This is a genomic window from Maridesulfovibrio frigidus DSM 17176 (assembly GCF_000711735.1).
In the GTDB taxonomy this organism is placed as follows: Bacteria; Desulfobacterota; Desulfovibrionia; order Desulfovibrionales; family Desulfovibrionaceae; genus Maridesulfovibrio; species Maridesulfovibrio frigidus.
Genome location: NZ_JONL01000005.1, coordinates 1 through 12,974, shown reverse-complemented (window position 1 = coordinate 12,974; position 12,974 = coordinate 1). Strand labels below are relative to the sequence as shown.

10 protein-coding genes and 2 tRNA genes are annotated in these 12,974 nt (G+C 43.6%); 2 read left to right on the top strand and 10 right to left on the bottom strand.

From position 1 onward, the window contains the following. Window positions 1–37 precede the first annotated feature (37 nt). From fdnG to BR06_RS0110755, 3 genes are all read right to left on the bottom strand, one after another. On the bottom strand, window positions 38–3,076 hold the full coding sequence (gene fdnG / locus BR06_RS0110770; RefSeq protein ID WP_156952703.1) for a formate dehydrogenase-N subunit alpha: 3,039 nt from the start codon (window positions 3,074–3,076) through the stop codon (window positions 38–40). A 142-nt stretch (window positions 3,077–3,218) separates the two neighbouring features. After that, window positions 3,219–3,638, bottom strand: coding sequence for a winged helix-turn-helix domain-containing protein (locus BR06_RS0110760; protein ID WP_051677017.1), 420 nt, complete (start codon window positions 3,636–3,638; stop codon window positions 3,219–3,221). A 10-nt stretch (window positions 3,639–3,648) separates the two neighbouring features. Next, a complete protein-coding gene (locus BR06_RS0110755; RefSeq protein WP_051677015.1) occupies window positions 3,649–5,337 on the bottom strand; it encodes an FmdE family protein in 1,689 nt (562 codons plus the stop codon). Window positions 5,338–5,847: 510 nt separating this feature from the next. On the opposite strand from BR06_RS0110755, the gene BR06_RS0110750 reads away from it, so the two are divergent. After that, entirely contained in the window at window positions 5,848–6,132 is a 285-nt protein-coding gene (locus tag BR06_RS0110750) for a hypothetical protein (RefSeq protein ID WP_031482807.1), read from the top strand. A 201-nt stretch (window positions 6,133–6,333) separates the two neighbouring features. Here BR06_RS0110750 and BR06_RS0110745 read toward each other — a convergent pair. The 6 genes from BR06_RS0110745 to BR06_RS0110720 form a co-directional block, all read right to left on the bottom strand. Further along, a tRNA-Pro gene (locus tag BR06_RS0110745) sits at window positions 6,334–6,410 on the bottom strand. A gap of 330 nt (window positions 6,411–6,740) precedes the next feature. Beyond that, window positions 6,741–7,091: a DsrE family protein gene (locus BR06_RS0110740; protein ID WP_031482805.1), complete on the bottom strand. Its 351-nt coding sequence runs from the start codon at window positions 7,089–7,091 to the stop codon at window positions 6,741–6,743. Between the two features lie 229 nt (window positions 7,092–7,320). Then, complete coding sequence (locus BR06_RS0110735) at window positions 7,321–8,214, bottom strand: M23 family metallopeptidase (RefSeq protein WP_031482803.1); 894 nt, start codon at window positions 8,212–8,214, stop codon at window positions 7,321–7,323. A gap of 64 nt (window positions 8,215–8,278) precedes the next feature. Then, window positions 8,279–9,223, bottom strand: coding sequence for an ornithine cyclodeaminase family protein (locus BR06_RS0110730; RefSeq protein ID WP_031482800.1), 945 nt, complete (start codon window positions 9,221–9,223; stop codon window positions 8,279–8,281). 285 nt (window positions 9,224–9,508) lie between these two features. Continuing rightward, window positions 9,509–11,566: an amidohydrolase gene (locus BR06_RS19725; RefSeq protein WP_051677014.1), complete on the bottom strand. Its 2,058-nt coding sequence runs from the start codon at window positions 11,564–11,566 to the stop codon at window positions 9,509–9,511. A 262-nt stretch (window positions 11,567–11,828) separates the two neighbouring features. Next, a tRNA-Pro gene (locus tag BR06_RS0110720) sits at window positions 11,829–11,905 on the bottom strand. Window positions 11,906–12,187: 282 nt separating this feature from the next. Here BR06_RS0110720 and BR06_RS0110715 point away from each other — a divergent pair. Next, window positions 12,188–12,670, top strand: coding sequence for a hypothetical protein (locus tag BR06_RS0110715; protein ID WP_031482796.1), 483 nt, complete (start codon window positions 12,188–12,190; stop codon window positions 12,668–12,670). An 18-nt stretch (window positions 12,671–12,688) separates the two neighbouring features. Here BR06_RS0110715 and BR06_RS0110710 read toward each other — a convergent pair. Further along, a partial coding sequence (locus tag BR06_RS0110710) for an IS3 family transposase (protein WP_031482795.1) occupies window positions 12,689–12,974 on the bottom strand: 286 nt, incomplete at its 5' end.

Below are 12,974 nucleotides of genomic sequence, written 5' to 3'. Positions count from 1 at the left end.
GTATCGGACGGGTCTACTGACCCGGCTTAGTTGCAAATTACACAAGCTCTGTGACTTTTTTAGCCTTGCTAACATTAACAAGACAGGCCTTATACTCAGGAATAGTAGTATTTGGATCACCTACAGCCGGAGTCAGACGGTTGGTTGCGTCACCAACTCCTTTTGTGGTCCAACCAAAGCAGAACGGCATACCCACTTCGTGGATAATTTTGCCTTTAACTTTGAATGGAGTCATACGAACAGTAACCATTGCAACAGCTTCAACTTTGCCTCGAATACTTTCCACGACAACAACTTCGCCATTGTCGATGCCTTTTTCTTTGGCTAGTTCGGGACTCATTTCAACATAAAGCTGTGGTTCAGCTTCTAGGAGCGTTGGTACGTTACGGGTTTCACCGCCACCACACCAATGCTCTGTCATGCTGTAAGTGGTAAGAACTATTGGGAATCGTTTATCACCTGGTTTTGCAAGCTTATCCATGTCGCTCTTAACGCTTTTGTAGCAAGGGCTACTGAGCTGTTTGGAGAACGGATGACTTGTGATCGGAGTTTCCACTGGTTCATAATGATCAGGGAAAGGACCATCTTGTAGGCCGGGACCATACAACTGTCCGTGTCCTTCTTTGCGCATGATAAATGGATAGCGTCCTTTACCTGTTGCATTTGGTGGCCATCCACCATCAGGAACATCTCCTTCCCACTTCTTGCCGTTCCATTCGATAACAGCTTTTGCTGGGTTCCAAGGCTTACCGTTAGCATCAACTGAAGCACGGTTATAAAGGATGCGGCGGTTAACAGGCCAACACCATGCGAAGTTCGGGAATAAACCAATTTTCGCCTGCATTGGAGTCTGAGATAGATCGCGGCGTTTAGCTTTATTACCACCTTCTTCAGTGTAACTTCCAGAATATAACCAGTTGTAACTTGAAGTTGAACCATCATCACCAAGAGCTACAAATGAAGGAACCTGCTGCCCCTTTTTGTACTTCTTGCCTTTGAATTCAACATCCTTGGTGAACCTACCGTTAATTCGCTGAGCAATATCTTCTGCGTCATAGAAGGAAGGCCAGTCGAGTGTCAGGATAGGATCTGGATATGCACCATTTTTAGTGCTGTATAGTTCACGAACGCGGTTAATAATATCCACGTACATGTTACCCATACTTCTGCTTTCGCCCATTGGTTTACAAGCTTCATAATGCCACAGTAGCCAACGACCACTGTTACTAATGGAACCTGCTTTTTCAGCACGCTGAGCGGAAGGAAGGAGGAATACTTCTGTCTTATTTTTAAGAGGATCTACACCTGGGCGATGCCAGTTATCCGATGTCTCAGTGTGATGCAGTTCAGCTACAACCAGCCAGTCCAGATTATCTAGACCTTTACGGGCTTTGTTGGAGTTCGGCACACTCTGAGCAGGGTTTGTACCGAAAACAAATCCACCGCGGATTTCATTTTTGTACATACGGTCAAATAGGAAGATGTATGAGTAATCTTCACCATCATCCGCTTTAGGCAACATTTTGTAAGCGAAACCATTCTTGGTAGTAGCGTTATCGCCGCGCCATGATTTAAGCAAACTAGCCATATATTTAGGCTTATGCTGCCACCAGTTAGCACTTTCCGGGTCGTGACTAACAGGGGTTGTGGCTTTGGTGTATGCTTCAAAGGTAGGCATGCTAGCTTTAGGCACTGGCAAGTATCCGGGCAGAATGTGCCACAGAATACAATGGTCAGTAGAACCCTGAACATTAGGCTCACCGCGCAGAGCATTGATACCACCACCCGCGACACCAATATTACCAAGAAGAAGCTGAAGCATTGCACTGGTGCGGATATTCTGTACGCCGACAGTATGCTGGGTCCAACCCAAAGCGTACATGATGGTTCCAGCTTTATCTTTCTTACCAGTCGCTGCAAAAGTCTTATAAACTTTAAGAAGATTCTCTTCGGATACACCTGTTGTCTTGGAGACATTATCAAGGGAGTAGCGTGAGTAATGCTTCTTAAGCATCTGGAAAACACAACGAGGATCTTTCAGTGAAGGATCGCGCTTTGGTACACCCTTGTCATCAAGCTCGAAAGCCCATTTTGACTTGTCGTATGTACGTGTTTTTTTATCATAGCCGGAGAACAAGCCATCTTTGAACTCGTAATCTTTACCTACGATGAAAGCAGCATTTGTGTTGTTTGCAACATACTCTTTAAAGTAGAGTTTGTTGGAGAGAACGTAATTAATCATTCCGCCCATGAACGGAATATCAGTTCCTGAACGGAGAGGTACGTGGAAATCACTTCTTGCGGAGGTACGCGAGAATTTAGGGTCCACATGCATAACAGTGGCGCCCTTGTCTTTGGCCCGAAGGACCCATTTAAATGAAATTGGATGATGTTCTGCTGCATTACTACCAATAATCATGATAGAATCTGCATTCTCAATATCACACCAGTGGTTTGTCATCGCACCACGCCCGAACGACTCTGCCAGAGCCGCAACTGTTGCGCTGTGTCAGATCCTTGCCTGATGATCGAAATGCACCAGGCCAAGACCGCGCACGCCCTGATGGACTAGTGCACATTCTTCGTTATCCATCTGGGATGAACCGAGATGAAAGATTGATTCTACACGGTTAACTTCCTGCCCTTTAGCATTGTGGGTTTTGAAGTCTTTATCGCGAGTTTTTTTAACGTTTTGAGCAATTCTATCAAGCACCCAATCCCACTCTTTTTCTACCCATTTATCGCTGAAAGGAGCGCGATATTTAGGTTTCTGTAATCTGTGGTGACTGTTGTGCATGGAGAGCATTGCTGCGCCTTTTGCACAGAGAGAACCTTCACTGACCGGGTAATCTGGATCGCCTTCAGTGCTGACAATTTTACCGTCCTTGACGTGGGCGATAAAGTGACAGCTGACCGCACAGAATGGACAAATAGAGATGACTTCTTGAGCCCCTTCTATTTTAAGTCCGGCGGCATAAGCCTGTACTGGGGATAAATCTAATCCCAGCTGGCTTAAACTGATGCTTGCCACTCCTACCCCGGCAAGCTTCATAAAGCCGCGCCGTGAAATATTCATGGGGAACCTCCGCGTTTGTACCTGACAAATAACTGCATATAGCGAGCATTCGTCTGATAGTTGTGTTTATTCTCGCATACAAGAATATTAACAAAATAAAGTCAATGATTCCAATATGTTAATAAAAACACATATGAAGGCGTCAAGCTTCTCCGAAGCTTTTTGAACGCCATGGGAAAATTTCATCTGCCCGCGTACGAGCGTCGCTTTCGACCTTTCTGAACCATTCAAAATACTTGTCCCGCACAAGTCGGCCTGCATCAGTCAAACGGTAACCACTGCGCCGACTTCCAACCCTCTCAATCAGTTGAAAACCAAGGACCTGTTCGGTCTGTTTGATTTTTCCCCAAGCGGCTCTATAGGACATGCCCATAGCCTCGGAGGCTTTTTTCAAAGAACCGCATTGCTCTATCTTATCTAGAAGGAGAAGACGCCCGTAGCCAAAGAAGACTCCTTCGCCGCCTTCGAGCCAAAGGTGAAGGCGGATTGTAGGACTATGCGAATCTATCGCGGGCTGATCGTTTAAGTAATCGAACTCTGGATTAGCTGTGACTTCTTGCATTTCATCCTCCTTATTTTCCGAAAGGACATTTAGGGAACGTACAAGTTTTGCATTCCATGCAATATCCGCCATCGGCGAATGCTGTGAGGTCTTTGCGTGTTAAAGATTGTCCTGCGAGCATGCGAGGTAGAACTAAATCAAGGCTGGTACTTTTAAAGAATAATGCACAGGCAGGAACTCCGATGATCTGGACTTCACCTGCGCGGGCGAGCAGAAGCATTGTTCCGGGGAGAACTGGAGCACCATAAAGAATGTCAGTGACTCCGGCATCCATTAAACCATGCCTAGTCACATCATCTGGATCAACGGACATCCCGGCTGTGGTGATAATCATATCGCAATCATCTTCCACGAGAGCTTTAGCTGCATCACGAATGCGGTCACGGCTGTCCGGCTCGATTAATGTTGTGACAACTTCACTGCCGAGTGCTTGCACTTTTGCCGTGATGATAGCTTCAAATTTATCTTCGATAAGTCCGTTAAAGACTTCATCACCAGTGATGAGCAGCCCTACTTTTGCTTTGCGTAGCGGGGCAATTTTAAAGAGAGGTGCTCCATCTAGTGAAGATACAGCTTTAGAAAAATTATTGCGTGAAATATAAAGAGGGATGGCCCTTGTTCCTGCAAGGCGAGTACCTTTCTTAACGAGAGTTCCATTTTTACGGGCAGCGACCATTACGTCTGGTACGAGGTTAAAGCCCGTCATCATATCAAGATTGGAAACTAGAATTCCGTCCTCATCAGCTATCAAAGTAACTTTGCCTTCACGAGGTGGCCCTTCCTGTACAATGCCGTCTCCGGACATGATGCGACCGAAAGTTTCCGCAGCTTCATTTTCGTGGATCCACTCGCCCTCGGGAATGTCACCTTCGTCAACGTAAATATGATTCTTCCCGATCATCTGGAGGCGACAAACATCTCCGGCACTGAAATTGTGATCTTTAAAGAACTCTGGTCCTTTACTGTTACCGGGATCAATGCGGGTCATATCGTGTACGGCTGTTTTGCCCACGGCTTCGCTAATAGGGACTGATTTAAGTCCGCGGGGAAGTGTTTCGACTTTTAAGTTCTGAGAAACTTCCCGCTCGAGATACGGTCCTTCCCCCTGACAGGTTCTACATATGGCACCGAATGAGCCGGGGTAAGCATCTCCGCAAAGTGGGCAGGTAGTAATTCCCCCCTTGCTACGATGTCCCATAACTTCCGGTTTCATCTGAATTGCTTCGAGGGTGCAAAAAGAAGCACCTGCACGACGAATTTCATCCTGCAGTTTTTCTGTGTCCTGTTCTTTTTTAGGCTTTAGCTTGTAGAACCAAGATTTAACCTCAGGCCAAGCGTCTAGCTTTGTTGGGTCAACACGAATGCGGACACCTTTGCCTGTATATTTATCGTAGAGTGACAAAGCATAGACACCGAGATTTTTGATCTTGAGCCAGCCATTACCGACACTGCAAAATGTGAGCATCTGCACTGCGTCCGGTAAACACCATGAAGTCTCGCTGATAGCATCAAATATTGTGTCCTCAGGGAGATGCTTGCGTGCTTCTTCCATCATATACCCCCCAAGCATCAAACCCGGAGCAGGGTATCCATGAAACCGTCTTGCGGCTTCAAAGAACTCTTCATAGGAATAAGTTCCGATTGAATCGTCATGTGAAGGTATGTTTGTTTTTGGTGTTATTGTGGTCTCGAGATTCATGCTGGTCTCCATAGATAATCTTTATTATGTCACGATGGACACAATAAAGATTATCTATGGGTAGCCGTCAATGCACTGCTCTATTAGTGTTGTTTTGGCACTAAAGTGGGTAAAATATATTGTTTGTGAAAGATAATGTTCTTAGGGAGTTTGGTGGGATTTGGAAGTGTGGAGGTATGAAATGCTCAAAAGAATATCTCTGAGGCATTACCATCGTGCTATTAATATAAAGTGTAAGATTTACGGGAAGGGTCTTTTTTAGCCCTGCTTCCTATCTTCAACGATCATTAACCGTCTCCCTGCTATTATCTTCATTAATCAAAAGCCCAACATATGTTCTTTTGCATTTTGCACCCAAGCTGTGCTGGCAAACACGTAAGCTCACCTGTGGAGATCTGGAAATGGATCTTAACAGTAAAACTTTTCCTTATGGGTCCTTGCGTCCGTTCTTGAGGCTGAGCTTAGAACCATGATTGACATGAATTTGTTGGGCAGCCTATCATTGTTAGCATGATCGACAAGGCATCTGCCATAGAAACTATTCTGCGCAAGCTCAAGAAAACTCAGGTGGGGCGAGGGCTGGACATGCGCACGTACAAGCGGGATCGTTCCTTGGTTATCATGCGTACGGGGGACGACTCGTTTTCTGTTGCTCAGGACGGGTTTGCAAAAGAGCGTTTCGCGACGGATTTTAAAGGGCTTAAAAAGCTTCTAAAAAAACTTGTTAAGCAAGAATTTCCACGTAGCAATAAGATTCGCATCTATGAGATTGATGGGGACGACTTGTGTATATGATGGGCGTGAATGTTTTATTCTCCAGTACATCAACTTATCTGAAACAGATTACGAATCCATTAATGTTTACTCGAGTTTTGCTAAAGATATTAAGCCGTACGGATGTCTTGCGATCTACGAATTAAAGTTTAGGATGGACATTTTTTGTTCCCCACAAGAAAAAGGGTTAACTAAATAATTAGTTAACCCTTATATTCTCAGTGGTCGGGGCGAAGAGATTCGAACTCCCGGCATCCTGCTCCCAAAGCAGGCGCGCTACCAAACTGCGCCACGCCCCGACTGATGTGTTTGCTGCACTAGCGCTGTGCACAAGAAATGGAATAGTTTAAACTTATATACTTGGCAAGCTTTTTTTGCATTGTTTCTAGGGTTTTGAGAAAGTAAAAGAGCAGAACAGTTACTTCAAATTGCAGATTTGGGATTTGATAGATTTAATTATGAATATTTTCCGAAGGTAAAAGTAAAAAGGTTAACTAATTTCTTAGTTAACCTTTTTACTTTTGTGCGCGGATCGAACATGTCTGAAATTTCAATATAATGTTTGTAAAGCAGTGTGGCGGAACCTGATCAATGAAATTAATAAATGAAATTCTAGCTTAGAACATCTTTTAGAAATTGAAGACCTTCGCTTCTGATGCCATGTCGATCAGATGAGGCCCTCCGTCCAACTGCATATTTGAATGGAAGTTGGCTTCATCTAGTCCGCGATTGTTAGCACATGGTGTGCATACGCCTGTCTTAACTTCATTTTCTACCAAATATGGCAGATAGTCTTGCGGACAATCTCCGGTAATAGTTTTCTGGGTCAGGTCGCGCCCGGAAATTGCCCAGTCGACACCGCCATCAATGAAAAACATATCAACGTTATGTCCCTTAGCATGAGCAATTTTTGCAAATTGGAAACAACGGGTTGCCGCTTCATTATCACTTTTGCTCAGTACAAATAGAAAATTAGCCATAGTATCTCCTTATGATTCATATTTATTATTTGTAAACTAACAGCGTCGTAGCATAATAGGTCTGCATAGGTATAGTGTAAATGAGATTACCAAACTGCGTACGGACCGGCTGATGTGTTGCTACACTAGAGCTGTGCCCAAGAGGTGGGATGGCTGAACATATATATATGGAAAGTTTTTTTTACATTATTTATAGGGTGTTGAGAGGTTAAAAAAAACGGATATTTGATTATGACTCACTCATCTTGAAGAGTGGTTCAGCATCGATAGAGACTCCTTGCACAAAGACACCTAAATGCAGATGTGCGCCGTTAGCTCTGCCTGTAGCACCTGAAAGGCCAATCTGTTCCCCTTTTCTTACGATATCACCTTGTTTGACTAATACTTTAGACATGTGCGCAGATGCGGAAATTATCCCGTTTCCGTGATCAATGTACACACAATTGCCCGCATAATAGAATTTCCCCACCAAAGTGACGGTGCCTGCGGCTATGGAATGGATTGGTGTTCCGAGATATGCTCTAAAATCTAAACCCTTGTGGCGTCGTTTCGATTCACCGTTAAACACCCTGTGCAATCCGAATCGGCTGAGCATTTTGCCTTTGACTGGTAAGGCGAAAGGAAGCTGCCACATACGTTTAGGAGAATATGTTCTAATTACTTTGAGTGCTAATTCGCGCTCGGATTTGGTGCGGTTCAAAACTTTCTGGGGAGGTTTGATCATTTTGGGCGCTACAGTCAGGGATTCCCGTTGGTATTCGTGCTGAACAATATGAATTGTTTTGTGGAGACGATGTGTTTTGCCACTGCTATCTGCTTGAATCACAAGAGGGAGGTCTGCCGGTGTGGTGCGCAAGCTTGTTCCTAGTATGACAATAGCGCTGGAGATTCCTTTTTTTGTGGTGATGGTGGGTAGGATTGGTTTGTCGTTCCAGAATATTTCTAACTTATCTAATTTATCTAATTTTTCTGATGAAGATATTTGGACTAAAAAAGGTTGTCCCACCCCTACAGATTTAGGAATGTTTATTGAGATTATGTCTTCAGTACTTGCATGGCAAATAGTTGGGTAAATTAGTATGAGCAATAAGAATAGGGTGTAGCGTAGCGAGCGAGTAAACACGTGTATGTTTTCCTTAAGTGAAAGAATAGGTCGCAAATTATCAAATCGATAAATTCACTATTATTTAATTATTTGCACCTGTGGTTTTCTCTATAATGTAATTAGCCATCATAAGGTCGAGGTGGGCTCCACCGCCATTTTTGAAAATGGTAATTTCTGTTTCTGATTTCCGTCCTAGCGATGGGTTCTTGATCATATCGTACAAATCGCCTTTGATTGAATTGGCCGTAATTATACCCTTCGCAATTGGAATAGTCAGTTCTCCAATATGGTTGATAGTAGTTTTGCGGCTGTCTACAAATAGTGATCCGGTAGATATTAATTTGTCGTCAGCCTCACGCATGTCAGATTTGTATGCGCCTATCAGGTCGACATGGGTTCCCGGTTTGATCCATTCATACTTTAGTATAGGTTCATGAGTCATCGTGGCTGTTGAAATTATATCCGCTTTTTGGGCTGCTGCAGGTAAGTCCGCAGTGAACGATACTTTGATATCGTTGTCAGTGAATTCTTTTGCGAGTTGTTCCGCTTTTTCGACACGACGCGCCCAGATGATAATATTTTTCAAATTTGGGAATGCGGCTCCGTAAGCTTTTATCAGGCTACGAGCTACTGTTCCAGCTCCTACTATCAGCAGGGTTTCACTGTCTGGACGTTTAAGAAGAGATGCCCCTAGTACAGAGTCTGCGGCTGTTTTAAATTCAGTAATAAGTCTACTTTCGATTATGGCTGTTAGCTGCCCATGCTTGTGATTGAATATCAGCATGGCCCCTTGAACTGATGGTAGATTAACTTTTGAATTCCCCGTAAATACAGTGGTTGATTTTACTCCATATCCTAGGCCTTCGATATAGGCACCACGGCTAAGCAGGGTGCCCTCTGATGGGCCAAGAAAAATGTCATTAACTTGTGCTTCGGGAAATAAATGGCCTGATCGCAATGCTGCAATAGCGTCCAGCCATGTCAATTTGTCTATAGTTTCATCGTAGGTAATGAAAGGCGTGTTCAAAATTTCTCCAGACAATATATCTCTATATTTTTAAAAAACTAAGCAAGGAACAAAGCCTTGAAGTTGATTTTTATGTAGCAAAGTATGCTATGGAGATGCGTAGATCAACAAAGCATATTTCATATCCCTGTCTGCAACTGATTGCAATAATATACAGTAATATATTGTGTGGTAATATATTACTGTAGCTTTCACTCTAATCCACGTTGAAGGGTGATTTTAGAGCTTCGGAAATAACGGGTACACAGCCGATTTGCGAGGTAACTTGAGAAGGGGAAAACTTTCTCAGCCTTGTTTCATATACACAACTTTTCCATCACAGATGGTTGTTTCTATTTCTAAGTTGAAAGATTCATTTTCTAGCTCTTTAATATTCCCTGAAAGGATCACCATATCAGCCAGCATGCCTGACTTTATTTCTCCTTTTATATTTTGACAATATTCAGAAAAAGCAGCCCCGGTTGTATAAGCGCCAACAGCCTCATCTAAGGTTACAGACTGGTCTCTGGCTCCTTCGTACCAAGGTTTACGGGTCACCGCGTGGTTGATTCCGGCTCTTGGATCGCAGGAAACTATGGGCCAGTCACTGCCGAAAACAAGCGTTGCGTTGTCCACTAAAGCTTCCTTCCACGCAAAGGCTGTATTCCATTCCGACTTCGGGACGAGGTCATGCCACATGGAAATAGGAGGTCTTTCATGCAATGGCTGCATTGAGGCTATCACATCCAGTTTTCCGAATCTGGGTAAATCCTCCTGACTACAGGTTTCAATATGCTCCACTCGGTGCGGAATTCTGTAGCCTCTTTTTTCATCAATGTTTTTATTGATGTCCCGTGTTTTGGATATGGCATTAAGCATAGATTTAACCGAGCCGTCTCCTATCGAATGAGCCGCAACCTGAATCCCGAGCCTGTCCGCGAAAACTAGAATACGGTCAAGATCACTCTGATTGAATTCCGGGATACCTTGCGACGGGGTTTTGTCTAGACGGTAGGCTGTATCCTTTTCAATCACTCCATCCATAAAAATTTTCAATGTGTCTAGCCGAACTTTTGCGTGATAGCCCATATGTTCTGGCATGCTGTTCTTTTGGTGGGGATTAGCCCTTTTGGTATGATGCTCTATATGTTTTTTATGAATAATGTCGGTTAATTTTTGAGAAACTTTCAGCACCTTGTCCATCATTGGATGATCTTCACCATGTCCGCCTTCGCTAGCCATTATTTTTACTTTTTCATGCCTGTCCGTACCAGCATCCTTGAGTAGTTCCAAAAGGTAGTCATGCAATTGCGCCGCCGTTATTTCTTTATTGCGGGCTTTAGTGAGAAGGTCACGTGTGGCATATCCTATAAGTACATCATGCAGCATATTGTGGTCTGCAACAGAGGAAAATGAAGAGCTGACGCGTATAGGTAAACGGCCTTGTTGTTCCAGTTCAAGGAGCAAAAGGAGAAATGATAAATCTTCTGCTGGTTGAGACAGTGCCATGCGATGCACACCGGTAATGCCGTATGCGGAGAGTTCTTTGCACACAGTTTCTAAATCGGAAAGTTGGTGCTCAATAGAACGGGGATATTTGGCTTGCAGAGGACCTTCAAGCAAAGCATAAACATCAGGTTCCCTGAACTCGCCTGTGGGGATTCCACCAGAATCAACGCTAATCTTTTGTTCCAAACCAAGTTCTTCAATCAGGTGCGGATAAGGGGGCATTTGGCGTAGTAGCTCTGCCCCTTCTAACGCTTTTGTGTTGGCCCATGCAGTGTGCAAATCATGGGCAAAAACAAGAAGCGGCTTGTCACTTACTATTTCATCAAGCGTCTGGCGACAGGTCTCGGCAGGAATTATTGGGTCATCAAAATAATGGAGCCCGAAGACATACAGAATTGGTGAGCTTGAGTTGTCTTTCGCATATTTAATTAATCGTTCTTTAAAATCATCAGCTGTTTCCACATCTTCAATAGTTAAAGTACCGAGTCGTTGCATCGCTACGTCCAAGTGCAGGTGAGAATCGACAAAACCGGGTGATACTGAATTGCCCTTTGCGTCCAGAATCTTGGTTGCAGTACCTGTAACCTGATCAATTTCATCAGCCGAACCGACTCTGGTAATAATGTTTCCTGCAACTGCGATATTCGCTTCACGTCCATCATTTAAAAGCGCGTTTTTGATAACCAGATCAGCCTCTGCATTTGGATCGTATTCACATTCAGGTTCTATGCGAGACTTCGCATCCGGCTCAATATCCTCAAGGCTTAAATCTCTTTTCTCCACCCCCAGCAATTCAGGGTAGCTTCTTGTAAGAGTCTGAATCAATGCTATTTCCGATCTTTTAGGGCACTTCATATTATATTCCTTTAGGCTTCGGTTTTTATATTTTGCAGTGAATCTGCTTTAGAGTTTAGAAATTCCAATTATATTTCAGGGCAAAACTTATGCAAATCAGATTGAAACTCGATTTCTATAGAGACTAGCATGGATGGTTGAAACTTCAAGGGGCAATATTGATCAGTGGAGATGGCAGTGTGTGGCGGAGTCGAAGAGATTTGAAAATTTCCCAAAAGAAAAAGGGTTAACTAATTTCTTAGTTAACCCTTTGTATTCTCAGTGGTCGGGGCGAAGAGATTCGAACTCCCGGCATCTTGCTCCCAAAGCAGGCGCGCTACCAAACTGCGCCACGCCCAGGCTGTTGTAAATTGCTACACTAGCGCTGTGCACAAGAGAGGGGGGAGTTTAAACTTATGTGGTTGGCAAGTTTTTCTATATTGTTTATGGGGTTTTGGGGGAGTGAAATGTCCGAATGGTGGTTTTTGATTGTGGTCTAGCCTCGGTTAAGGCTGGCCTTTTTGTTTTTGAGGAGAAGGGTATGTGAATTTGGGTGTGATTGTTTTTTTCTATTGTTTATCATGTCTTTCCTGTAGTCTCGCGGGGACTGTTATTCTAGAAAAAATATAATTTGAGGTCATCATGAAAAATATATTAAAATTATTATTATTGTCACTAATTTTACTACAGGGCTGTGGGATTGTTGCCCGCCAACAGAGAACCAATGCTATTAAAGACTTAAAGCCCGGAATGGATTATGACCAAGTTGTTAGCATGATGCAATATACCAGTTTTGGATATGAGGTGGACGAGGCTGGGCATAATATTAGGGTGTTGCCACTTGATAGAACTCCAAATGGTTCAACATGGCTTGGCTTATGCTTTGAAGGTGGAAAACTAGTTAGTTGGAAAGATGATTTATATGTAAAAGGTAGCATATTTGGCGCAAGAGTGGCTAATCCAGAAGCTGCTTGCCGTGGACATGTTGCGGGCAGTGAAAGTTCAATTATTTTAGATGAAGCTGCGTCAAGTGTTCCTGTTTGGTATTCACCCTCCGGACGCAGAGAAATAATTTTGACGCATGGTGAAAAAGATTTTGTTGGAGGTGAAATGCTACATAAATAACGGACAGTCCGTTTTAGGTTAGGCAGCTAGTTTTTGTTTACGGTAATATTCCTGCTCAAATTGTTCTGGTGAAACATAACCGATGCCGGCATGTCTTCGTTTCCTGTTGTAGAAGATCTCAAGGTAGATAAAAATATCCTGCCTTGCTTGTTCCCGAGTTTTGTACGTCGTGCGATAAACACGTTCCCTTTTCAGTTTACTGAAAAAATTCTCTGCTACTGCATTGTCCCAACAGTTTCCCCTACGACTCATACTGCTTATACAGCCGGATCTGCGAAGAGCCGATGAAAAAGAAAAGCTTGTA

Excerpts from the sequence above, each read along its gene's own strand:
- BR06_RS0110715 (WP_031482796.1), top strand. The coding sequence starts at position 12,188 with ATGAAAAATATATTAAAATTATTATTATTGTCACTAATTTTACTACAG.
- BR06_RS0110760 (WP_051677017.1), bottom strand. The coding sequence starts at position 3,638 with ATGCAAGAAGTCACAGCTAATCCAGAGTTCGATTACTTAAACGATCAG.
- BR06_RS19725 (WP_051677014.1), bottom strand. The coding sequence starts at position 11,566 with ATGAAGTGCCCTAAAAGATCGGAAATAGCATTGATTCAGACTCTTACA.
- BR06_RS0110750 (WP_031482807.1), top strand. The coding sequence starts at position 5,848 with ATGATCGACAAGGCATCTGCCATAGAAACTATTCTGCGCAAGCTCAAG.
- BR06_RS0110740 (WP_031482805.1), bottom strand. The coding sequence starts at position 7,091 with ATGGCTAATTTTCTATTTGTACTGAGCAAAAGTGATAATGAAGCGGCA.
- BR06_RS0110755 (WP_051677015.1), bottom strand. The coding sequence starts at position 5,337 with ATGAATCTCGAGACCACAATAACACCAAAAACAAACATACCTTCACAT.